General features: G+C 72.8%; 20 protein-coding genes. 16 read left to right on the top strand and 4 right to left on the bottom strand.

Features of this window, described 5'->3' with window-relative positions:
* Window positions 1–42 precede the first annotated feature (42 nt).
* On the bottom strand, window positions 43–1,776 hold the full coding sequence (locus tag ACFVGO_RS02655; RefSeq protein WP_359903072.1) for an ABC transporter ATP-binding protein: 1,734 nt from the start codon (window positions 1,774–1,776) through the stop codon (window positions 43–45).
* Window positions 1,777–2,082: 306 nt separating this feature from the next.
* Here ACFVGO_RS02655 and ACFVGO_RS02650 point away from each other — a divergent pair, with 306 nt between their 5' ends.
* From ACFVGO_RS02650 to ACFVGO_RS02640, 3 genes are read left to right on the top strand one after another with little or no spacing between them, the layout of a single operon-like run.
* Window positions 2,083–4,005, top strand: coding sequence for an AMP-dependent synthetase/ligase (locus ACFVGO_RS02650; RefSeq protein ID WP_380630673.1), 1,923 nt, complete (start codon window positions 2,083–2,085; stop codon window positions 4,003–4,005).
* 57 nt (window positions 4,006–4,062) lie between these two features.
* Window positions 4,063–5,292 (top strand): radical SAM family heme chaperone HemW, encoded by a 1,230-nt coding sequence (hemW, locus tag ACFVGO_RS02645; RefSeq protein ID WP_359903067.1) that lies wholly within the window; start codon window positions 4,063–4,065, stop codon window positions 5,290–5,292.
* 40 nt (window positions 5,293–5,332) lie between these two features.
* Window positions 5,333–5,890, top strand: a complete 558-nt coding sequence (locus ACFVGO_RS02640; RefSeq protein WP_359903064.1) for a Uma2 family endonuclease — start codon at window positions 5,333–5,335, stop codon at window positions 5,888–5,890.
* Here the strand turns inward: ACFVGO_RS02640 and ACFVGO_RS02635 are convergent.
* The 3 genes from ACFVGO_RS02635 to htpX are packed head-to-tail and all read right to left on the bottom strand — an operon-like array spanning window position 5,881 to window position 8,283.
* Complete coding sequence (locus ACFVGO_RS02635; protein WP_359903061.1) at window positions 5,881–6,714, bottom strand: DUF3097 domain-containing protein; 834 nt, start codon at window positions 6,712–6,714, stop codon at window positions 5,881–5,883. The genes ACFVGO_RS02640 and ACFVGO_RS02635 overlap by 10 nt on opposite strands.
* A gap of 31 nt (window positions 6,715–6,745) precedes the next feature.
* Window positions 6,746–7,330 carry a hypothetical protein gene (locus tag ACFVGO_RS02630; RefSeq protein WP_380630672.1) on the bottom strand — a complete coding sequence of 195 codons (585 nt, stop codon included), beginning with the start codon at window positions 7,328–7,330 and terminating at the stop codon, window positions 6,746–6,748.
* 32 nt (window positions 7,331–7,362) lie between these two features.
* Entirely contained in the window at window positions 7,363–8,283 is a 921-nt protein-coding gene (htpX, locus tag ACFVGO_RS02625) for a zinc metalloprotease HtpX (RefSeq protein ID WP_359903055.1), read from the bottom strand.
* A gap of 289 nt (window positions 8,284–8,572) precedes the next feature.
* Here htpX and hrcA point away from each other — a divergent pair, with 289 nt between their 5' ends.
* The 13 genes from hrcA to ACFVGO_RS02560 all read left to right on the top strand — a co-directional run bounded on the left by hrcA (window position 8,573) and on the right by ACFVGO_RS02560 (window position 21,663).
* Window positions 8,573–9,607 carry a heat-inducible transcriptional repressor HrcA gene (hrcA, locus tag ACFVGO_RS02620; RefSeq protein ID WP_359903053.1) on the top strand — a complete coding sequence of 345 codons (1,035 nt, stop codon included), beginning with the start codon at window positions 8,573–8,575 and terminating at the stop codon, window positions 9,605–9,607.
* Between the two features lie 76 nt (window positions 9,608–9,683).
* A complete protein-coding gene (gene dnaJ, locus ACFVGO_RS02615; protein WP_359903050.1) occupies window positions 9,684–10,823 on the top strand; it encodes a molecular chaperone DnaJ in 1,140 nt (379 codons plus the stop codon).
* Window positions 10,824–10,898: 75 nt separating this feature from the next.
* Window positions 10,899–11,648 (top strand): 16S rRNA (uracil(1498)-N(3))-methyltransferase, encoded by a 750-nt coding sequence (locus ACFVGO_RS02610; RefSeq protein WP_359903047.1) that lies wholly within the window; start codon window positions 10,899–10,901, stop codon window positions 11,646–11,648.
* 131 nt (window positions 11,649–11,779) lie between these two features.
* Window positions 11,780–15,043 carry a PDZ domain-containing protein gene (locus ACFVGO_RS02605; protein WP_380542295.1) on the top strand — a complete coding sequence of 1,088 codons (3,264 nt, stop codon included), beginning with the start codon at window positions 11,780–11,782 and terminating at the stop codon, window positions 15,041–15,043.
* Window positions 15,044–15,130: 87 nt separating this feature from the next.
* Entirely contained in the window at window positions 15,131–15,919 is a 789-nt protein-coding gene (locus ACFVGO_RS02600; RefSeq protein WP_380630671.1) for an RDD family protein, read from the top strand.
* A 52-nt stretch (window positions 15,920–15,971) separates the two neighbouring features.
* Window positions 15,972–16,325 carry a histidine triad nucleotide-binding protein gene (locus tag ACFVGO_RS02595; RefSeq protein WP_359903038.1) on the top strand — a complete coding sequence of 118 codons (354 nt, stop codon included), beginning with the start codon at window positions 15,972–15,974 and terminating at the stop codon, window positions 16,323–16,325.
* 6 nt (window positions 16,326–16,331) lie between these two features.
* Window positions 16,332–17,255: a ribonuclease Z gene (locus tag ACFVGO_RS02590; RefSeq protein ID WP_359903035.1), complete on the top strand. Its 924-nt coding sequence runs from the start codon at window positions 16,332–16,334 to the stop codon at window positions 17,253–17,255.
* 193 nt (window positions 17,256–17,448) lie between these two features.
* Window positions 17,449–18,582, top strand: a complete 1,134-nt coding sequence (locus ACFVGO_RS02585; protein ID WP_380348012.1) for a PhoH family protein — start codon at window positions 17,449–17,451, stop codon at window positions 18,580–18,582.
* A 14-nt stretch (window positions 18,583–18,596) separates the two neighbouring features.
* Window positions 18,597–19,091, top strand: a complete 495-nt coding sequence (ybeY, locus tag ACFVGO_RS02580; RefSeq protein WP_359903032.1) for an rRNA maturation RNase YbeY — start codon at window positions 18,597–18,599, stop codon at window positions 19,089–19,091.
* Between the two features lie 19 nt (window positions 19,092–19,110).
* Window positions 19,111–20,436 carry a hemolysin family protein gene (locus tag ACFVGO_RS02575; protein WP_359903029.1) on the top strand — a complete coding sequence of 442 codons (1,326 nt, stop codon included), beginning with the start codon at window positions 19,111–19,113 and terminating at the stop codon, window positions 20,434–20,436.
* A gap of 33 nt (window positions 20,437–20,469) precedes the next feature.
* On the top strand, window positions 20,470–20,706 hold the full coding sequence (locus ACFVGO_RS02570) for a hypothetical protein (RefSeq protein WP_359903026.1): 237 nt from the start codon (window positions 20,470–20,472) through the stop codon (window positions 20,704–20,706).
* A gap of 26 nt (window positions 20,707–20,732) precedes the next feature.
* Window positions 20,733–21,281: a DUF4383 domain-containing protein gene (locus ACFVGO_RS02565; RefSeq protein WP_359903023.1), complete on the top strand. Its 549-nt coding sequence runs from the start codon at window positions 20,733–20,735 to the stop codon at window positions 21,279–21,281.
* Between the two features lie 28 nt (window positions 21,282–21,309).
* Window positions 21,310–21,663, top strand: a complete 354-nt coding sequence (locus tag ACFVGO_RS02560) for a cytidine deaminase (RefSeq protein ID WP_359903020.1) — start codon at window positions 21,310–21,312, stop codon at window positions 21,661–21,663.
* Window positions 21,664–21,727: the final 64 nt, after the last annotated feature.

Genomic DNA, 21,727 nt, shown 5'->3' with positions numbered 1-21,727 from the left:
CGGGGGCCTGCCCCTTGTCCAGGTCGGGCTTTCCGGGCGTGGTCACGCCGCCTCCTGCTCGGTGAGCTGGGAGAGCACGATCTCCCGGTACGTCGGGTTGTCGGCCATCAGCTCGTGGTGGGTTCCGGTGCCGACGACGGCGCCCTCGTCGAGGACGACGATCCGGTCGGCGTCGCGGATGGTGGACACGCGCTGGGCGACGATCAGGACGGTGGCGTCGGAGGTCTCGCGGGCGAGGGCCTTGCGGAGCTTGGCGTCGGTGGCGTAGTCGAGCGCGGAGAAGGAGTCGTCGAAGAGGTAGACGGATGGCCGGCGGACCAGGGTCCGGGCGATGGCCAGGCGTTGGCGCTGGCCGCCGGAGACGTTGCCGCCGCCCTGGGCGATGGGGGCGTCGAGGCCTTCGGGCAGCTTCTCGACGAACTCCTTGGCCTGGGCGATCTCCAGGGCGTGCCAGAGCTCCTCGTCGGTGGCGTCGGGCCGGCCGTAGCGGAGGTTGCTGGCGATGGTGCCGGAGAAGAGGTAGGGCTTCTGCGGGACGATGCCGACGTTCTCGGCGAGCGCGGCGGGGGCGAGTTCGCGGACGTCGACGCCGTCGAGCAGGACCTGGCCGGAGGTGGCGTCGAAGAGCCGGGGGACGAGGCCGAGCAGGGTGGACTTGCCGCTGCCGGTGGAGCCGATGATCGCGGTGGTCTCGCCGGGGCGGGCGGTGAGGTCGATGGCGCGCAGCACCGAGGCCTCGGCGCCGGGGTAGCGGAAGTCGACGTCGCGCAGTTCCAGGTTGCCGCGGCGCAGCACCTTCCGGACGGGGTCGGTGGGCGGGACGACGCTGCTGTGGGTGCCGAGGACCTCCTCGATGCGCTCGGCGCAGACCTCGGCGCGCGGCACCATCATGAACATGAAGGTGGCCATCATGACGCTCATCAGGATCTGCATCAGGTAGGAGAGGAACGCGGTGAGCGCGCCGATCTCCATGGCGCCGCTGTCGATGCGGTGGGCGCCGAACCAGAGCACGGCGACGCTGGAGACGTTCACCACCAGCATGACGGCGGGGAACATGATGGACATCAGCCGGCCGACCTGGCGGGCGACCTGGGTGAGGTCCTCGTTGGCGTCGGCGAAGCGGGCCTGCTCCTGGTCGTCCTTGACGAAGGCGCGGATGACCCGGATGCCGGTGATCTGCTCGCGCAGGACCCGGTTCACGGTGTCGATCCGTTCCTGCATGCTGCGGAACCGGGGGCGCAGCGCGCGGACCAGGAGGACCACGACGACGCCGAGCGCGGGGATGACGGCGAGCAGCAGGCCGGAGAGCGGGACGTCCTGGTTGAGCGCCATGATGATGCCGCCGACGCACATGATCGGCGCGGCGACCATGAGCGTGAAGCTCATCAGGGCGAGCATCTGGACCTGCTGGACGTCGTTGGTGGTCCGGGTGATCAGCGAAGGGGCGCCGAACTGGCCGACCTCGCGGGCGGAGAAGCTCTGCACCCGGTCGAAGACGGCGGCGCGGACGTCCCGGCCGAAGGCCATGGCGGTGCGCGCGCCGATGAAGACGGCGCCGACCGAGCACAGGGCCTGGAGGACGGTGACGGCGATCATCACCCCGCCGACGCGCAGGATGTAGCCGGTGTCGCCCTTGACCACGCCGTCGTCGATGATGTCGGCGTTGAGCGTCGGCAGGTAGAGCGCCGCGAGGGTGGACACCAGCTGGAGCAGTACCAGCAGGGTGATCGGTCGGGAGTACGGGCGCAGGTACGCCCTCAGCAATCTGATCAGCACTAGCACACTCTTGTCGTCGCCGGTCGGGTTCGCACCCCAATTCTCCGTGTTCTGTAGCGTCGTACAGGTCATTCGGCGTGCGGGAGCCGGAGGTTTGCCGGGCCTTTGCCGAACGGACGGGTCCGGCACCGGTGGCGCGGGGGCGTGCCGTCGGGCGCTGCCCTCTTACGGAATGACCGGTTTCCCCCTAGGCTGCTGATTGCCCCTTTGTTACTGACCGGTACCGTTCAGGTGAACCGGGGCCCGGCGACCGCCCCCACGGACGCCGCGACAATCCAGACGGCCACCCGCCCCCGGAGGTCCTCGTTGAGTTCCGCGCAGTCCCTGATCGGCTCCGGCAGGTCCGACCTCGTCGCCGGGCGTCCGGCCTCCGTCGCCCACCTGTTCCTGGAGCGGGTCGCCCTGACCCCGAACGCCGAGGCCTACCGCTACCCCTCGCCCGTGGACGAGCAGGCCGCCGACGGCGCGCCCGGCGCCGAGCAGTGGCGCTCGCTCACCTGGGCGCAGACCGCGACCCGGGTCAAGGCCGTGGCCGCCGGCCTGATGGCACTCGGCATCCACCCCGAGGACCGGGTGGCCCTGGCCTCCTCGACCCGGCTGGAATGGATCGTCGCCGACCTCGGCGCCATGTGCGCGGGCGCCGCGATCACCACCGTCTACCCGAGCACCAACGCGGACGAGACGGCGTTCATCCTCTCCGACTCCGGTTCCCGGGCGTTGTTCGCCGAGAACGCGGCCCAGCTGGCCAAGGCCGTCGAGCAGCTCGACCAGCTGCCCGAGCTGCGCACCGTGATCCTCTTCGACGCGCCCGCCGAGGCCCCCGAGAGCGCCGGCCTGGAGCTGCTCACCCTCGCGGAGCTGGAGGAGCGCGGCGCCCGGTACCTGGCGGAGCACCCGGACGCGGTGGAGAAGGCCGTCGACGGGCTCGACAAGGAGCAGCTGGCCACCCTCATCTACACCTCCGGCACCACCGGCCGCCCCAAGGGCGTGCGCCTGGTGCACGACTGCTGGGCGTACGAGGGCCGGGCGCAGGAGGCCAGCGGACTGCTGGGCCCCGACGACGTGCAGTTCATGTGGCTGCCGCTGTCGCACGTGTTCGGCAAGACGCTGATCTCCGGGCAGATCGCCACCGGGCACGTGATGGCGGTGGACGGCCGGGTGGACCGGATCATCCACAACCTGCCGGTGATCCGGCCGACCATCATGGCCTCGGCCCCGCGCATCTTCGAGAAGGTCTACAACGGCATCGCGGGCAAGGCCCGGGCCGAGGGCGGCGCCAAGTACAAGATCTTCCTGTGGGCGGCCAAGGTCGCCCGCGAGCACGCCCGGGCGGTCCAGGAGAGCCGGGTGGCCACCGGCACCGAGACGGCCCCGCTGGGCCTGCGGGCGCAGCACGCGCTCGCCGACAAGCTGGTGTACGCGAAGATCCGGGCGGCCTTCGGCGGCCGGCTGCGCGGTGCGGTCTCCGGCAGCGCCGCGCTCGCCCCGGAGATCGGCTACTTCTTCATCGGCGCCGGGGTGCCGATCCTGGAGGGCTACGGCCTGAGCGAGACCAGCGCCGGCTCCTGCGTCAACCGCGCGGAGGACGTGCGGATCGGCACGGTGGGCCGCCCGCTGCCCGGCACCGAGGTGCGGATCGCCGAGGACGGCGAGATCCTGCTGCGCGGCCCGGGCGTCATGCGCGGCTACCACAACCTGCCGGAGAAGACCGCCGAGGTGCTGGAGCCGGACGGCTGGTTCCACACCGAGGACATCGGCGAGCTCACCCCGGACGGCTTCCTGCGGATCACCGACCGCAAGAAGGACCTGTTCAAGACCTCCGGCGGCAAGTACGTGGCGCCCAGCGAGGTCGAGGGCAAGTTCAAGGCGGTCTGCCCGTTCGTCAGCAACATCCTCGTGATCGGCAACGGCCGCAACTTCTGCACCGCGCTGATCGGCCTGGACGAGGCGGTCCTCCTGCCGTGGGCCGCCGAGCGCGGCCTGGCCGGCAGGAGCTACGCCGAACTGGCCGCCGAGCCGGCCGTGCACCAGCTGATCGAGGGCTTCGTCAAGCGGGTCAACGCCGACCTCCAGCGCTGGCAGACGATCAAGAAGTTCCACCTGCTGCCGCGCGACCTGGACATCGAGCACGGCGAGCTCACCCCGAGCCTGAAGATCAAGCGGCCGGTGGTCGAGCGGACCTACGCGGACGCCGTGGCGGCCATGTACGCGGGCGCCAACGAGGCCTGAGCCGTCCCGCCCCGTACGGCTCACCCGAACGGGTGCGCCGTACGGGACAATGGGCTCATGCCCTCCGCACTCCCCGACGGCGATCCGGTGCCGTCCGACGGTTCCCTGCCCGCGCACGCCCTCGACGGGCTGGGCGACCGGCCGTTCGGCTTCTACCTGCACGTGCCGTACTGCGCCAGCCGCTGCGGCTACTGCGACTTCAACACCTACACCGCCACCGAGCTGCGCTCCTCCGGGGCGGTCGCCTCGCAGGACACGTACGCGGACAACGTGGTCGCCGAGATCCGCCTCGCCCGGAAGGTGCTGGGGGACACGGACCTCCCGGTGCGGACCGTCTTCCTCGGCGGCGGCACCCCGACCCTGCTGCCCGCCCGCGACCTGGTGAAGATGCTCGCCGCGATCCGCGAGGAGTTCGGGCTCGCCGAGGACGCCGAGGTCACCACCGAGGCCAACCCGGAGTCGGTCGACCCGGCGTACCTGGCCGAACTGCGCGAGGGCGGCTACAACCGGCTCTCCTTCGGCATGCAGAGCGCCCGCCCGCACGTCCTGAAGCTGCTCGACCGCCACCACACCCCGGGCCGCCCCGAGGCCTGCGTGGCCGAGGCCCGCGCGGCCGGCTTCGAGCACGTCAACCTCGACCTCATCTACGGCACCCCCGGCGAGTCCGACGACGACTGGCGGGCCTCCCTGGACGCCGCCATCGGCGCCGGGCCCGACCACGTCTCCGCGTACTCGCTGATCGTCGAGGAGGGCACCCGGCTCGCCGCCCGGGTCAAGCGCGGCGAACTGCCGATGATCGACGACGACGTGCACGCCGACCGCTACCTGATCGCCGAGGAGGCGCTCGCCGCCGCCGGCTACTCCTGGTACGAGGTCTCCAACTGGGCCACCGCCCCCGAGGGCCGCTGCCGCCACAACGAGCTGTACTGGACCGGCGCCGACTGGTGGGGCGCGGGCCCCGGCGCCCACAGCCACGTCGGCGGCGTCCGCTGGTGGAACGCCAAGCACCCCGCCGCCTACGCGCAGGCCCTCGCCGAGCAGCGCACCCCGGCGCTGGCCCGCGAGGTGCTGGCCGAGGAGGACCGCCGCGTCGAGCGGATCCTCCTGGAGCTGCGCCTGGTCGACGGCATCCCCCTGGACCTGCTCACCGACACCGGCCGCAAGGCGGCGGACCGGCACCTCGCCGACGGCCTCCTCGCCGCCGGGCCCTACGAGCAGGGCCGCGCCGCACTGACCCTCCAGGGCCGCCTCCTGGCGGACGCGGTTGTTCGTGACTTGGTGGACTGAGTGTCGTTAACGTGGTGTCAGCCGTCGTAGGGAGCGCGCAATGACCGCCATTGATGACCGGGTGACGGGGATCTTCGAGAATCTGGAGGTCCCCGAAGGCTTCAAAGCCGAGCTCATCAGGGGGGAAATCGTGATGATGGCCGGGCCGGACATGGTCCACAACCTCATCATCCGGGCCATCCAGCACCAGACGCCGTACACCCGGTGGAATGCACTGACCACGCAGGATGTGGCCTTTCCCCGCGAGGCCAGTGAGCCGCAGCCGGACCTGGTCGTGTTTGAGCGGGGGGCTGCGGAGGAGAGCGGTCGGCTGTTGCCCGCGCTTGCGGTCACCCTGGCGGTCGAGGTGGTTTCGAAGACCAGCGTGCTTCGCGACTACCGGACCAAACGGGAGCTCTATGCAGAGGGCCAGATTCCCGCATATCTGATTGTCGACCCGATCAAGGGTGTCTGTGTGCTGCTCACCGAGCCGAGTCGAGCGGCGGCCTCCGGGCTGCCGGACTACGCGGTCGAGCGGACCGCGAAGTTCGGCGAGTCGATTCCGCTGGATCTGCTCGACATCACGTTGGACACCTCGGAGTTCCGGACCTACTCCTGACCCGGCAGGGCCGTAAAGTCGATCAGTTCCTCCACCCGGCCCAGCAGTTCGGGCTCCAGGTCCTTGTAGCTGTCCACCTTCGACAGGATGTGCTTCCAGGCCGCCGGGGTGTCCACCGGCCAGCCGAGGCGGCGGCAGGTGCCCTCCTTCCAGTCCTCGCCCCGCGGGACGGCGGGCCAGCCGGGGATGCCCACGCTGGAGGGCTTCACGGCCTGCCAGATGTCGATGTAGGGGTGGCCGACGACCAGCACCGAGTCGCCGGTGACCCGGGCGGCGATGCGGTGCTCCTTCGTCCCCGGCAGCAGGTGGTCGACCAGGACGCCGAGGCGGCGGCCGGGGCCGGGCGCGAAGTCGGCGACGATCGCGGGCAGGTCGTCGATGCCGCGCAGGTACTCGACGACGACGCCCTCGATCCGCAGGTCGTCGCCCCAGACCCGCTCGACCAGCTCGGCGTCGTGCCGGCCCTCGACGTAGATCCGGGACTCGCGGGCGACCCGGGCGCGGGCGTTCGGGACGGCGACGGAGCCGGAGGCGGTGCGGCCCGGCGTCCGGGCGGGAGCCGGGCCGGCCGGGCGGACCAGGGTGACGGCCCGGCCCTCCAGCAGGAAGCCGCGCGGCACCAGCGGGAACACCCGGTGCTTGCCGAACCGGTCCTCCAGGGTGACGGTGAACCCCTCGGCGGTCTTCTCGCAGCGCACCACCGCCCCGCAGAAGCCGGTCGCCGCCTCCTCGACCACCAGGTCCCGCTCGGCGGGCACCTCCGGGGCGGGCCGCTGTTTCTTCCACGGCGGGGTCAGGTCGGGTCCGTACTGGCGGCTGCGCATACGGGTGATCATAGGGACGGCGGACGGTGTGTCAGAGGCCCGGCGCGCCCCAGACCGGGAACCAGCGGCTCAGGTCCTTCTCCAGCCGCAGGTCGTTCCCCAGCATCGCGTTGACCTGCAGCTCCAGCGGGCTGTTGCGCTTCTCCCCGCCGCCGGTCATCGGGGCGAAGGGATAGAACGTCCCGCGCTTGTAGAGGTAGACCAGGGCCAGCGACCGCCCCTGCGGATCGCGGAAGGCGACCAGCGAGCAGAGCAGCTGCGGCCCGAAGCCGTTCGCCTCCAGCTCGCTGTTGACCGCGTGCAGGTCGTTGACCAGCTCCGGCAGTTCGTCGGGCCGGTGCCGGGCGAGCAGCCAGGAGTAGCCGTAGTCGTCCTTGGAGGCCTCCACCGGGACGCCGCCGCGCTCGGTGTCGGCGTCCAGCAGGGCCCGGACCTGCTGCTCGACCTGGACGAAGGCCGCGCCCTCGACGGCCGCGAAGCAGACCGAGCCGAGCCCGGTGGGGGTGAACCCGGCCCCGGCCTCCAGGGTGAGCGCGGCGGACGGCACGCCGAACAGCTGGTCGAGGTCGGGCTTGACGGGCTTGGTGCGGCCGAACAGGGTGTCCAGGATTCCCACGGCGGTCCTTTCGCGTCAGGGGCTCGGCGGGTTCAGTGGCCGAGCTGCTCGGAGATCCTCGCCAGCTGCTCCAGCCGCTTCTCCAGGCTGGGGTGGGTGGAGAACAGCTGCGAGGCGGCCTCCCGGGCGCTCAGCGCGGGGGCGAAGTAGAAGGCGTTGTACGGCTGCGCCTGGCGCAGGTCCTTGCTGGGGATGGCCGCGATCTGCCCGGTCACCTTGGTGAGCGCCGAGGCCAGGGCGCTGGGCCGGCCGGTGAGCTGGGCGGCGGCCCGGTCGGCGGCCAGTTCGCGGTAGCGGGAGAGCAGCCGGGTGAGCAGGAAGCTGATCGCGTAGACGACGATCGACACCAGCGGGATGATCAGCGCCAGGATGGCGGCGTTCTGGTCGTTGTTGTTGCGCCCGCCGCCCATGAACCCGCCGTACACGGCGATCCGGGTCATCGCCCCGGCGAGGACGCCGAGGAACCCGGCGATCGTCATCACCGCGACGTCCCGGTGGGCGACGTGCGACAGCTCGTGCGCGAGGACTCCCTCCAGCTCCTCCGGTTCCAGCCGGCGCAGCAGCCCGGTGGTCACGCAGATCACCGCGTTCTGCGGGTTGCGGCCGGTGGCGAAGGCGTTCGGCATGTCGTTGTCGGCGACCGCCACCCGCGGTTTGGGCATGTCGGCCAGGGCGCAGAGCCGGTCGACGGTGCCGTGGAGTTGGGGGAACTGTTCCGGGGACACCTGGCGGGCACCCATCGCCCGTTCGGTGATCTTGTCGCTGAACCAGAACTGGGCCACGAACAGCCCGCCGGAGATCAGGACGATCAGTGGCCAGGCGCCGCGCAGCAGCGCGATCAGCAGGCCGGTGAAACCGACGTACAGCAACCCGATCACGAACATCGTCGCGACCATGCGGCCGGTCAGGCCGCGGTCGGGCGCGAAACGGGTGTGCTGGCCCGAGCTCGACATCGCTTGCTCCTCCGTTCGCCGTCGCTTTCGATGCTGCCACCCGGACGGCCTCCCGGCACCACCCCGGTGCCGGGAGGATCGAACCGCCGGGGCCCCGCGGGCCGTGTCCGGAACTGCGGGGAGGATCACGCCCCTCGGGCCGTTCCTGCCGTAGGACCCGGGCCTTACACTGGCAGGTACGGTTCTGGCACTCGTACGTTCAGAGTGCCAAGACCGGGGGCCTCCCGGAGCGGCCCGCAGCAGTGAGGGACACAGTCGGACAACGTGCGAAGACGGAGGTGCGTGCCCCATGGCCGGTGAGGTCCGCCAGCTGGACGAACGCAAGCTCGCCGTACTCCGCGCGATCGTGCAGGACTACGTGGGCACCGAGGAGCCGGTCGGCTCCAAGGCCCTGGTGGAACGGCACAACCTCGGGGTCTCGCCGGCGACCGTCCGCAACGACATGGCGGCGCTGGAGGAGGAGGGCTACATCCACCAGCCGCACACCAGCGCCGGCCGCATCCCGACCGACAAGGGGTACCGCCTCTTCGTCGACAAGCTCGCCGAGATCAAGCCGATGAGCGCCCCCGAGCGCCGGGCCATCCGGCACTTCCTGGACGGCGCGGTCGACCTGGACGACGTGGTCGCCCGCACCGTGCGGCTGCTCGCCCAGCTGACCCGGCAGGTCGCGGTGGTGCAGTACCCCTCGCTGACGCGCTCCACCGTCCGGCACATCGAGCTGGTGGCGCTGGCCCCGGCCAAGGTGATGCTGGTACTGATCACCAACACCGGCCGGGTCGAGCAGCGGATGGTCGACTGCCCGGGCTCGGTCGGCGAGACGGTGCTGGCGGACCTGCGGGCCCGGATCAACGCGAGAGCCGCCGGCCGGCGCCTCCCGGAGGTCCCGGGGCTGCTGGAGGAACTGCCGGCGCTGTTCGAGCAGGCCGACCGGCCGACGGTCAGCACGGTCCTGGCGACCCTGTTCGAGACGCTCGCCGAGCAGAACGAGGAGCGGATCATGCTGGCCGGCACGGCCAACCTGACCCGCTTCGGGCACGACTTCCCGCTCACCATCCAGCCGGTGCTGGAGGCCCTGGAGGAGCAGGTCATCCTGCTCCGCCTCCTGGGTGAGACCGCGGACGCCGCGATGACGGTCCGGATCGGGCGGGAGAACGCCTATGAAGGGCTGAATTCCACCTCGATCGTTTCGGTCGGCTACGGTTCGGGCGACGAGAGCGTGGCGAAACTGGGTGTGATCGGTCCGACCCGGATGGACTACCCCGGCACAATGGGGGCGGTGCGAGCGGTGGCACGGTACGTGGGCCAGATCCTGGCCGAGTCCTAGCAAGGGCCACCGTTAGAATTTTTAACGGTGGCGTCCAGTCGCAGCACTACTACAGGCGGAACAAGCGGAGCATTTGGTGGCCACGGACTACTACGCGGTACTCGGCGTCCGACGGGATGCGGGGCAGGACGAGATCAAGAAGGCGTTCCGGCGCCTGGCACGCGAACTGCACCCGGACGTCAACCCGGACCCGAAGACGCAGGAGCGGTTCAAGGAGATCAACGCCGCCTACGAGGTGCTCTCCGACCCGCAGAAGCGTCAGGTCTACGACCTCGGCGGGGACCCGCTGTCCCCGGGCGGCGGCGGTGCCGGCGGCTTCGGCGCCGGCGCGGCGGGCTTCGGCTTCTCCGACATCATGGACGCCTTCTTCGGCGCCGCGGCCGGCCAGCGCGGCCCGCGCTCGCGCACCCGCCGCGGCCAGGACGCCATGATCCGGCTGGAGATCACCCTGGAGGAGGCCGCGTTCGGCACCACCAAGGAACTCCAGGTCGACACCGCCGTCACCTGCACCACCTGCAGCGGCGAGGGCGCGGCCCCCGGCACCTCGGCGCAGACCTGTGACATGTGTCGCGGCAAGGGCGAGGTCTCCCAGGTCACCCGGTCCTTCCTGGGCCAGGTCATGACCTCCCGCCCCTGCCCGCAGTGCCAGGGCTTCGGCACCGTCGTGCCGACCCCGTGCCCGGAGTGCGCCGGCGACGGCCGCGTGCGCGCCCGCCGCACCCTGACCGTCAAGATCCCGGCCGGCGTCGACAACGGCACCCGGATCCAGCTGGCCGGCGAGGGCGAGGTCGGCCCCGGCGGCGGCCCGGCCGGCGACCTGTACGTCGAGATCGCCGAGACCACCCACACCATCTTCCAGCGGCGCGGGGACGACCTGCACTGCACCGTCACCATCCCGATGACGGCGGCCTCGCTCGGCACCCGGGTGCCGCTGCAGACCCTGGACGGCCTGGAGGAGGTCGACATCCGGCCCGGCACCCAGTCCGGCCAGTCGATCCCGCTGCACGGCCGGGGCATCACCCACCTGCGCGGCGGCGGCCGGGGCGACCTGATAGTGCACGTCGAGGTGAAGACGCCCACCAAGCTCGACGCCGAGCAGGAGGAGCTGCTGCGCCGCCTCGCGGTGCTGCGCGGCGAGGAACAGCCGTCCGGCCAGTTCGCGCCGGGCCAGCAGGGCCTGTTCTCCCGCCTGAAGGACGCCTTCAACGGCCGGTAGTCGTCCGCGGAGGGGTGCCGGGGGATCCCGGCACCCCTTCCGTGTTCCCGTCCCACTCCTGGAGGTTCCCCCGTCATGACCGCGCCCGTCTTCGTCGTCGAGACCGAGCGGATCGCCGCCGCCGTGCCCGGGGCCGTGGTGCGCCTGGACGGCCCGGAGGGGCGGCACGCGGCCGCGGTGAAGCGGCTGGAGCCGGGCGAGGCGGTCACCCTGGCCGACGGGCTGGGACTCGGGGTGGACGGCACGGTCGCCGAGGTGCTCGGCAAGGACGCGATCGACGTGACGGTCGCCGCCGTGCGCCGGGAGCCGGAGCCCGCGCCGCGGATCGTGGTCGTCCAGGCGCTGCCCAAGGGCGACCGCGGCGAGCTGGCCGTGGAGACGATGACCGAGGTCGGCGTGGACGTGGTGATCCCGTGGTCCGCCTCGCGCTGCATCACCCAGTGGAAGGGCGAGCGCGGCGCCAAGGCGCTCGCCAAGTGGCGGGCCACCGCCCGGGAGGCGGGCAAGCAGTCCCGCCGGCTGCGCTTCCCCGAGGTCCGCGAGCCGATGACCACCCGGCAGCTGGCGCCGGTGCTGGCGCGGGCCGCGTTCGCCGCCGTGCTGCACGAGGAGGGCGCCGAGCCGCTGGCGCACGCCGGGCTGCCGGAGGGCGGGGACATCGTGCTGGTGGTCGGCCCCGAGGGCGGGGTCTCCCCGGAGGAGCTGGCCGCCTTCGCCGAGGCGGGCGCCAAGCCGTACCGGCTGGGCTCCTCGGTGCTGCGCACCTCGACCGCCGGGGTGGCCGCCGGCGCGCTGCTGCTCGGGCGCACCGGCCGCTGGTCGTGACGGCTGCCGTGCAGGCGGTCGGGGCGGCCCGCGGGGCGGTTCCCGGGAGGGCGTAACAGCCCTCCGCGGGCGGCGCCGGAAGTCTGGGAAAAACGGCGCGGATCGTACGCGCACCTGCTTAGGCTGGCCGGGTGACGGACTCCCTGAGCACCTCCTCGAACAGCTCGGCGGGCGCCTACCTGCGCCATCCCCACCTGCACGGCGACCTGGTCGCCTTCGTCGCCGAGGACGACCTCTGGCTCGCCCCGCTGGACGGCGGCCGGGCCTGGCGGCTGACGGCGGACCACCTGCCGGTCCACCACCCGAGGTTCTCCCCGGACGGGCGGCACCTCGCCTTCACCTCCACCCGGGACGGCGCGCCCGAGGTGCACGTGGTGCCGGTGGACGGCGGCCCGTCGCGCCGGCTCACCCACTGGGGCAGCCACCAGACCCGGGTGCTCGGCTGGACCGCCGACGGCCGCCCGATCGCCGCCACCGCCGCGGGCGAGGCCAGTTTCCGCCGCACCTGGGCGCACGCCGTGCCGCTGGACGGCGGCGAGCCGCAGCGGCTGCCGTACGGGCCGGTCGGCGGGCTCGCCTTCGAGCCGGGCGGGGACCGGGTGCTGCTGAGCAGCGTCAACGGTCGCGACCCGGCCTGGTGGAAGCGGTACCGGGGCGGGCGGGCCGGCAAGCTGTGGCTGGGCCGGGACGAGTTCGTCCGCGTCCACGCGGAGCTGGACGGGCAGCTGGACTCCCCGCTGTGGGTGGCCGGGCCGGGCGGGCGGGACGGCCGGATCGCCTTCCTGTCCGACCACGAGGGCGTCGGCGAGCTGTGGTCCAGCGGCCCGGACGGCACCGACCTGCGCCGCCACACCGCCGACCCGGACGGCTTCTACGCCCGCGGCGCCACCACCGACGGCACCCGGGTGGTCCTCCACCGGGCCGGCGACCTCTGGCTGCTGGACGACCTGGACGGTGCCGAGCCGCGCCGGCTGGACGTCCGCCTCGCCGGTCCGCGGGCCGGGCGCCGCCCCCGCCCGGTGCCCGCCGCGCACTGGCTGGACTCCGTCGCCCCCGACCGCACCGGCCGGGGCAGCGCCGTGGTGGTGCGCGGCAGCGTGCACTGGCTGACCCACCGCGAGGGCCCGGCCCGGGTGCTGGACGAGACCCCGGGCGTGCGCGGGCGGCTGGTCCGGGTGGTGCCGGGCGAGGACGGCGCCCAGGGCGTGCTGTGGGTGTCCGACGCCGAGGGCGAGGACGCCCTGGAGTTCGCCCCCGACCTGCACGGCGCCGAGCGCCGCCGGCTGGCCGCCGGGCAGCTCGGCCGGGTCAACTCGCTGGTGGTCTCCCCGGACGGCAAGCAGGCCGCGCTCGGCGTGCACGACGGCCGGGTGCTGCTGGTCTCGCTGGCCGACGGTGCCGTGCACGAGCTGGACCGCAGCGCCGACGGAGAGGCCGGCGGGCCGGCCTTCAGCCCGGACTCGGCCTGGCTGGCCTGGTCGCGCCCGGTGCGCGGGATGGGCCCCCACTCGCTGCGCCAGATCGTGCTGGCCAACCTGGCCACCCGGACGGTCGGCGAGGTCACCCAGCCGCGCTTCGTGGACACCTCGCCCTCCTTCACCGCGGACGGGCGCTACCTGGCCTTCCTGTCGGTGCGCAACTTCGACCCGGTCTACGACGCGCACGTCTTCGACCTGTCCTTCCCGAACGGCTGCCGCCCCTACCTGGTCACGCTGGCCGCCGACACGCCCTCCCCGTTCGGGCCGCAGCGGGCCGGGCGCCCGCTCGGCGGGGAGGAGGACGAGCCGAAGGCCCGGAAGGCGGACGGCGAGGAGGCGGCGGCCGACGCCGCGCCGGTGACCAGGGTGGACCTGGACGGCATCGCCGACCGGATCGTCCCCTTCCCGGTCGAGGGCGGCCGCTTCGAGGACCTGGCCGCCGCGAAGGACGGCGTGCTCTGGACCAGGGCCCCGCTGATGGGCGAACTCGGCGACGAGGCCGCCTCCTTGGACGACGACCGGCCCCGCCCGGTGCTGGAGCGCTTCGACCTGAGGAAGCGCCGGGTCGAGCAGCTGGTGCACGGCCTGGACGGCTTCTCGGTCAGCGCGGACGGCACCCGGGCGGCCGTGCTGGACGAGGGCGAGCTGCGGGTCGTCCCGGCCGACCACAAGGGCGGCGACGACGAGGAGACCACCGTCGACCTCGCCCGGCTGCGGGTGACCGTCGACCCGGCCGCCGAGTGGCGGCAGATGTACGCCGAGAACGGCCGGCTGATGCGGGACAACTTCTGGCGCCCCGACCTCTCCGGCGTCGACTGGGACGGGGTGCTGGAGCGCTACCGGCCGCTGGTCGAGCGGGTCGGCTCGCACGACGAACTGGTCGACCTGCTCTGGGAGGTGCACGGCGAACTGGGCACCTCGCACGCCTACGTGATGCCCTACGGCCGGTACACCGAGCCCGCCCGGCGCCAGGGCCTGCTCGGCGCCGACCTGGTCCGGGACGGCGAGCGGTGGCGGATCGCCCGGATCCTGCCCGGGGAGTCCTCCGACCCCAGGGCCCGCTCGCCGCTGGCCGCGCCCGGCGCGGCGGTCCGCCCGGGCGACGCGGTGCTGGCCGTCAACGGCCGCCCGGTGGACCCGGTCACCGGCCCGGCCCCGCTGCTGGCCGGCACGGCGGGCCAGCCGGTCGAGCTGACCGTGGCCGGGAAGGACGGCACCGACCGGCGCCACCCGGTGGTCGTCCCGCTCGCCGACGAGGAGGCGCTGCGCTACCACGACTGGGTGGCCGGGCGGCGGGCCGCGGTGCGCGAGCTGTCCGGCGGGCGGCTGGGCTACCTGCACCTGCCCGACATGCAGACGGCCGGCTGGGCCCAGCTGCACCGCGACCTGAGCAGCGAGATGGCCAGGGAGGGCCTGGTCGTCGACGTCCGGGGCAACCGGGGCGGCCACACCTCGCAGCTGGTGATCGAGAAGCTGGCCCGCCGGATCATCGGCTGGGACGTCATCCGGGACACCGACCACCCGGTGCCCTACCCGGCGGACGCCCCGCGCGGTCCGGTGGTCGCGCTCGCCGACGAGTTCACCGGCTCGGACGGCGACGTGGTCAACGCCGCCGTCCAGGCGCTCGGCATCGGCCCGGTGGTCGGCACCCGCACCTGGGGCGGGGTGATCGGCATCGACAGCCGCTACCGGCTGGTCGACGGCACCCTGGTCACCCAGCCCAAGTACGCGCTCTGGCTGGAGAACTACGGCTGGGGCCTGGAGAACCACGGCGTCGACCCGGACGTCGAGGTGCCGTTCGCCCCGCACCACTGGGCGGCCGGCGAGGACCCCCAGCTGGCCGAGGGCGTCCGGCTCGCCCTGGAGCGGCTCGCCGAGACCCCGGCCCGTACGGCGCCGCCGCTGCCCTGGCGGTAGCGGGGCGCCGTCCTCGGAGCGGGAGGCCGTACCGGCCGGCTTCCCGCTCCGGGGCGCGGGGGCGTGGGTAGGATGCGGGGCTGTTTCTTGATCCACAGCTCACGGGGGAACCACATGGCGCAGGGCTACCCGCCGCCGCAGTACGGCCAGAATCCTTACGCACAGCAGCCGCAGCCCCATCCGCCGGCGCAGCCCTACCAGCAGCCGCCGGCACAGCCGTACTCGCCGCAGCCGTACTCGCCGCAGCCGTACCCGCCGCAGGGGTACGCCGCGCCGCAGCCGTACCCGCCGGCACAGCCGTACCAGCAGCCGCCGGCGCAGCCGTACCCGCCGCAGGGACACGCCCCGCAGGCGTACCCGCAGCCGTACCCGGACCCGTACCCGCGGAGCGAGCAGCCGCGGCGGGCGCTGCCGCCCTGCCCCAAGGAGGCGGGCGGCGGCCGGAGGTTCCTGGCGATCGTGCTGGACTGGCTGTTCGCGATCGGCCTCGGCTTCGTCGCCGCCAACGCCGCGAGCCGCCCGAGGACCGGGCACGCGGCCGGCCACGCCGTGCAGAGCGGACCGGTGGTGCCCTACTTCGTGGCGCTGCTGGCCGTCGGCCTGGCCGCGTCCTTCCTCAACCAGGTGGTGCTCGCCCGGCTGACCGGCTTCAGCGTCGGCAAGGGGGTCATGGCGATGCGGGTGGTGCGCCGCAAGGGCGTGATGCGGCCCAACACCTGGCGGCTCACCAGGCGCTGGCTGATCGGTTTCGTCATCCTCGCGGTCTCCTTCCTCACCGAGGACTTCGACACGGACGAGGGTGACGTCGTCGGCATGCGCTCGGTGCGCTGGAAGCACCTCCAGGAGTACCAGCAGGCCGTCGCCCCGCTCGGCTAGGCTGCGCCCGTACGGCCCCACCACCCGACGTACCGATCCCGAGGAGGGAACCATGGCCGGCGAGCCGCAGCCCGACTGCCTGTTCTGCAAGATCGTGGCGGGCGAGATCCCGGCGACCGTGGTGCGCAAGACCGAGCGCACCCTCGCCTTCCGCGACATCGCCCCCAAGGCGCCCGTGCACGTGCTGGTGGTCCCGCACGCGCACTACCCGAACGCGGCCGCGCTGGCCGCCGCCGAGCCGGAGATCGCCGGCGAACTGCTCGCCGAGGCGGGCGCGGTGGCCAGGGACGAGGGCATCGAGGACTACCGGCTGATCTTCAACACCGGTGCGGGCGCCGGACAGACCGTCTTCCACGCGCACGTCCACGTGCTCGGCGGGGCGAAGATGACCGAGAGCATGGTCTGACCGCAGGTGTCCCAGCGCGAACTCGTCGTCCTCGGCACCGCCAGCCAGGTGCCCACCCGGCACCGCAACCACAACGGCTACCTGCTGCGTTGGGACGGCGAGGGCCTGCTGTTCGACCCCGGTGAGGGCACCCAGCGCCAGATGCTGCACGCCGGGGTCACGGCCACCCAGATCACCCGGATCGCCGTCACCCACTTCCACGGGGACCACTGCCTGGGCCTCGCCGGGGTGATCCAGCGGATCAACCTCGACCGGGTCCCGCACCCCGTCGACGTCTACTTCCCGGCCTCCGGCGAGGTCTACTTCGAGCGGCTGCGGCACTCCACCGCCTACCACGAGACGGCCGTGCTGCGGCCCCGGCCGATCGACGAGCCCGGTCCGCTGCCCGCGCCCGGCGCCCGCTTCGCGCTGGACGCCGTCCGGCTGGACCACCCGGTGGAGTCCTTCGGCTACCGGCTGTCCGAGCCGGACGGCCGCCGGCTGGTGCCGCAGCGACTCGCCGCGCTCGGCGTGCGCGGCCCGGCGGTCGGCCGGCTCCAGCACGAGGGCGCGATCGAGGTGGACGGCCGCACCGTCACGCTGGGCGAGGTCAGCGAGCCGCGGCCGGGCCAGAAGTTCGCCTTCGTGATGGACACCCGGCTGTGCGAGGGCGTGCACACCCTCGCCGAGGGCGCCGACCTGCTGGTCGTCGAGGCGACCTTCACCGACGCCGACGCCCGCCTCGCGGAGGAGCACGGCCACCTCACCGCCGGGCAGGCCGCCAAGGTCGCCGCCGAGGCCGGGGTGCGCACCCTGGTGCTGACCCACTTCTCGCAGCGCTACCCGGACCTCGGCCAGCACCTGGCCGACGCCCGCAAGCACTTCGACGGGGAACTGGTGCTGGCCGCCGACCTCGACCGGGTGCCCGTCCCGGCCCGCCGCCCGTCGTGACCGGCCCGGGAACGCCGAGCCGCGGCCGACGGGAAAAATACGCTCGCATCGGCCTCCGATCTGCCGCAGCATCGTCGGGTGCGGCCCCGCCGCCCGCCACGGCGATCACGCTCGCGGCGTACCCTGGTGCCCCGGAGACACCGAGCGGCACCCGAGACCACGGATGGGATGAGGCAGGCCCCAGCGCCGACCTATGAGTGACACATCGCAGACCCGTACCAACGGACAGTCGCGCACCGAACCGGCCGACGACGGCCGCGTCAGCGCCCGGATCGTCATCCCCGAGAAGCACCCGATGGTCACCCTGCTCGGCACCGCGGACTCGCTGCTGCGCGTGATCGAGCAGGGCTTCCCCGCCGCCGACATCCACGTCCGCGGCAACGAGGTGACCGCCACCGGAGCCCGGGCCGAGGTCGCCCTCGTGCAGCGGCTCTTCAACGAGATGATGCTGGTGCTGCGCACCGGCCAGCCCCTGACGGAGGACTCCGTGGAGCGCTCCATCGCCATGCTCCGCAGCCAGGAACAGGACCCGGACAGCCCGGCGCCCTCCCAGGTGTTCACCGCGAACATCCTGTCCAACCGGGGCCGCACGATCCGCCCGAAGACCCTCAACCAGCAGCGCTACGTCGACGCGATCGACAAGCACACGATCGTCTTCGGCCTCGGCCCGGCCGGCACCGGCAAGACCTACCTGGCGATGGCCAAGGCCGTCCAGGCCCTCCAGGCCAAGGAGGTCAACCGGATCATCCTGACCCGCCCGGCGGTCGAGGCGGGGGAGCGGCTGGGCTTCCTGCCCGGCACCCTCTACGAGAAGATCGACCCGTACCTGCGCCCGCTGTACGACGCGCTGCACGACATGATGGACCCGGACTCCATCCCGCGCCTGATGGCGGCCGGCACCATCGAGGTCGCCCCGCTCGCGTACATGCGCGGCCGCACCCTCAACGACGCCTTCATCATCCTCGACGAGGCCCAGAACACCTCGCCCGAGCAGATGAAGATGTTCCTCACCCGCCTCGGGTTCAACTCCCGGGTGGTGGTCACCGGCGACACCAGCCAGATCGACCTCCCGGGCGGCACCCGCAGCGGACTCAAGGTCGTCCAGGAGATCCTGGCCGACGTGCCCGACATCCACTTCTCCGTCCTCACCAGCACCGACGTGGTCCGCCACAAGCTGGTCGGCCGGATCGTGGACGCCTACGAGCGCTGGGACGCCCGGCAGGAGGCCGAGGACGGCTCCCCGGCTCCCCGCAAGCCCGCCCAGCGGCGCCCCGGCAAGGCCACCGCGCCCCGCGCTCCCCGACAGTCCCATCGCACCGAAAGCTGAGCACACAGCCCGTCATGTCGATCGACATCGCCAACGAGTCCGGTTGGGAAGCCGACGAGGAGTCCATCCTCGACGTCGCCCGCTTCGCCCTGGACAAGATGCGGATCCACCCGCAGTCAGAACTGTCCGTGATCCTGGTGGACAGTGCGGCGATGGAGGAGCTGCACATCCAGTGGATGGACCTGCCCGGGCCCACCGACGTGATGTCCTTCCCGATGGACGAGCTGCGTCCCGGCAAGGAGGGCGAGGAACTGCCGCAGGGCCTGCTCGGCGACATCGTGCTCTGCCCCGAGGTCGCCGAGCAGCAGGGCCAGGCCGCCCCCTCCAAGCACTCGATGGACGAGGAGCTGCAACTGCTCACCGTGCACGGGGTGCTGCACGTCCTCGGCTACGACCACGAGGAGCCGGAGGAGGAGGAGGAGATGTTCGCCCTCCAGAAGCGCATCCTGGACGACTGGCGGGCGGGCCGCGGCCTCGGCGGCATCTCCCCGGCCCCCACCACCCACTGAGCGCGGAGCCCGAACCCCTGTGAGTGGTGAGAGTACGAGCTTCATCCTCGGTGCCGTGCTGCTCGTCGTGCTCGGCTGGCTGGCCGCGTGCGCCGAGGCGGGCATCTCCCGGGTCTCCCGGTTCCGGGCGGAGGAGGCGGTGCGCAGCGGCCGGCGCGGCTCCGCGCGGCTGCTGACCGTCGCCTCCGACCCGATCCGCTACCTCAACCTGGCCACCCTGATCCGGGTGGCCAGCGAGATGGCGGCGGCCGTCCTGGTCACCGTGGTGTGCGTGCGCAACGTCAGCCCGACCTGGCAGGCCGTGCTGCTGGCGTTCGGCGTGATGGTGCTGGTGTCCTTCGTCGCGGTGGGGGTCTCGCCGCGCACGATCGGGCGCCAGCACCCGATCACCACCGCGACCGCGGCCTCCTTCGTGCTGCTGCCGCTGGCCGCGGTGCTGGGCCCGATCCCGCGGCTGCTGATCCTGCTCGGCAACGCGCTGACCCCGGGCAAGGGCTACCGGGAGGGTCCGTTCGCCTCGGAGGCGGAGCTGCGGGCCCTGGTGGACCTCGCCGGGAAGGACGACCTGATCGAGGACGAGGAGCGCCGGATGGTGCACTCGGTCTTCGAGCTGGGCGACACCATCGTGCGCGAGGTGATGGTGCCGCGCACCGACCTGGTGATGATCGAGCGGCACAAGACCGTCCGGCAGGCGCTCACCCTGGCGCTGCGCTCCGGCTTCTCGCGCATCCCGGTGGTCGGCGACAACGAGGACGACGTGGTCGGCATCGTCTACCTCAAGGACCTGGTGCGGCGCACCCACATCAACCGGGACGCGGAGTCCGAGGAGGTCGGCGCGGTGATGCGCCCGGCCGTCTTCGTCCCCGACTCCAAGCCGGCCGGCGACCTGCTGCGCGAGATGCAGCAGCGCCGCTCGCACGTGGCGATCGTGATCGACGAGTACGGCGGCACGGCCGGGCTGGTCACCATCGAGGACATCCTGGAGGAGATCGTCGGCGAGATCACCGACGAGTACGACCGGGAGATCGCCCCGGTGGAGGACCTCGGCGACGGCTCGTACCGGATCACCGCCCGGCTGCTGGTGGAGGACCTGGGCGAGCTGTTCGGCATCGAGCTGGAGGACGAGGACGTCGAGACCGTCGGCGGCCTGCTGGCCAAGCACCTGGGCCGGGTGCCGATCCCCGGCTCGTCCTGCGAGATCCCGCTGCCCGAGCCGGTCGGGGGCGGCCTGACCGGCATCCTGCTGACCGCCGAGTCCTCGGCCGGCCGCCGCAACCGGATCGGCTCCATGGTCGCCGCCCCCGTCCGCCGCACCGAGGACGCCGGGGCTCCGGCGGGCGAGTAGCGGCCGGGCGGTCGCCGAGCGACCATGGAGGGCATGACGCACAAACTTCGCGCGGAGTACGGCCCGCAGGGGGCGGCCGGCGGAGTCAAGTCCTGGCACGTGGTGCGGGACGAGGACCTGTCGGTGGCGCTCTGCGGCCGGGACATGCCCGACGACGCCGAGACGCGGCCCGAGGAGGAGTGGGGCACCGGGCTTCGCTGCTGCCAGCAGTGCGGCTCGCTCTACATGCACGAGACCCCGCACATGGAGAAGCTCCATCCCTACAGCTAGACCATGGCCGAGCTCTGGAGGTCGCCATGAAGCTGCAAGACACGCTGAAGCCCGTCGACCGCCGTCTCGCCATGGTGTGGCGGATCGGGGCGGGGGCCGGGGGGATCTTCCTGATCGTGTTCGGGAGCCTGGGGCTGGCCGACCACCCCGGTTTCCTGTCCACCCACGGCGACCAGGTCGCCGGGCTGTCGACCAACGGGGCGCTGAGCATCCTGTCCATCGTGGCGGGCGCGGTCCTGCTGGTGGGGGCGGTGATCGGGGGGAACTTCGCGTCCAACCTCAACATGGCGGTGGGCGTGCTGTTCGTCCTGTCCGGTTTCTACGGCCTGACGGTGCTGGAGCGGCCGGAGGCGAACATCCTCAACTTCCGGATGTCGAACGTGCTGTTCGCGTTCATCTTCGGGATCGTCCTGACGACCTTCGGGATGTACGGCCGGGTGAGCAGCCACCTGCCGCACGACAACCCGTTCTGGCGCGAGCGCATCGGGCGTGAGGAGCCGATGCCGTCCGGGCCGAAGACCTTCGTCAAGGTCCTGCACCCGAACCCGGGGCCGACCCACCCGGTCGGCCACTGAGCGGCGCCGGGTGCCTATGCTCGGCGGCATGAGTGACATCGTCGAGCTCGACCCCGAAGACAAGAAGATCATCACCCTGGCCCGCTCGGCCCGCGCCCGCAACGGCGTCGCCGAGGGGGCCGCGGTGCGTGACGAGACCGGACGCACCTACGTGGCCGGGACGGTCGCGCTGGAGTCGCTGCGGCTGAGCGCCCTCCAGGCGGCGGTGGCGATGGCGGTGGCCAGCGGCGCCAGGTCGCTGGAGGCGGCGGCGGTGGTGAGCGAGGCGGAGCAGCCGGCCGAGGCGGACCTGGCGGCCGTGCGGGACCTGGGCGGGGCCGGGACGCCGGTGCTGCTGGCCGGGCCGGACGGGGCGCTGCGGGTGTCCGCCGAGGCTCGCTGAGGCCCGGCGGGGCCCGCCGGGAGGCCTGGGCGGGGCCGCCGGGGCCCGTGCCCCGGGCCTTCGG

The sequence above is a fragment of the Kitasatospora sp. NPDC057738 genome, assembly GCF_042798815.1.
Classification (GTDB): domain Bacteria; phylum Actinomycetota; class Actinomycetes; order Streptomycetales; family Streptomycetaceae; genus Kitasatospora; species Kitasatospora lactacystinica.
This window is presented reverse-complemented; position numbering and strand designations above follow the sequence as displayed.

What these genes read in the sequence shown, in the direction of transcription:
- hemW (WP_359903067.1), top strand. Translation starts at nt 4,063, where the DNA reads ATGCCCTCCGCACTCCCCGACGGCGATCCGGTGCCGTCCGACGGTTCC.
- ACFVGO_RS02640 (WP_359903064.1), top strand. Translation starts at nt 5,333, where the DNA reads ATGACCGCCATTGATGACCGGGTGACGGGGATCTTCGAGAATCTGGAG.
- ACFVGO_RS02635 (WP_359903061.1), bottom strand. Translation starts at nt 6,714, where the DNA reads ATGCGCAGCCGCCAGTACGGACCCGACCTGACCCCGCCGTGGAAGAAA.
- htpX (WP_359903055.1), bottom strand. Translation starts at nt 8,283, where the DNA reads ATGTCGAGCTCGGGCCAGCACACCCGTTTCGCGCCCGACCGCGGCCTG.
- hrcA (WP_359903053.1), top strand. Translation starts at nt 8,573, where the DNA reads ATGGCCGGTGAGGTCCGCCAGCTGGACGAACGCAAGCTCGCCGTACTC.
- ACFVGO_RS02610 (WP_359903047.1), top strand. Translation starts at nt 10,899, where the DNA reads ATGACCGCGCCCGTCTTCGTCGTCGAGACCGAGCGGATCGCCGCCGCC.
- ACFVGO_RS02595 (WP_359903038.1), top strand. Translation starts at nt 15,972, where the DNA reads ATGGCCGGCGAGCCGCAGCCCGACTGCCTGTTCTGCAAGATCGTGGCG.
- ACFVGO_RS02585 (WP_380348012.1), top strand. Translation starts at nt 17,449, where the DNA reads ATGAGTGACACATCGCAGACCCGTACCAACGGACAGTCGCGCACCGAA.
- ybeY (WP_359903032.1), top strand. Translation starts at nt 18,597, where the DNA reads ATGTCGATCGACATCGCCAACGAGTCCGGTTGGGAAGCCGACGAGGAG.
- ACFVGO_RS02570 (WP_359903026.1), top strand. Translation starts at nt 20,470, where the DNA reads ATGACGCACAAACTTCGCGCGGAGTACGGCCCGCAGGGGGCGGCCGGC.
- ACFVGO_RS02565 (WP_359903023.1), top strand. Translation starts at nt 20,733, where the DNA reads ATGAAGCTGCAAGACACGCTGAAGCCCGTCGACCGCCGTCTCGCCATG.
- ACFVGO_RS02560 (WP_359903020.1), top strand. Translation starts at nt 21,310, where the DNA reads ATGAGTGACATCGTCGAGCTCGACCCCGAAGACAAGAAGATCATCACC.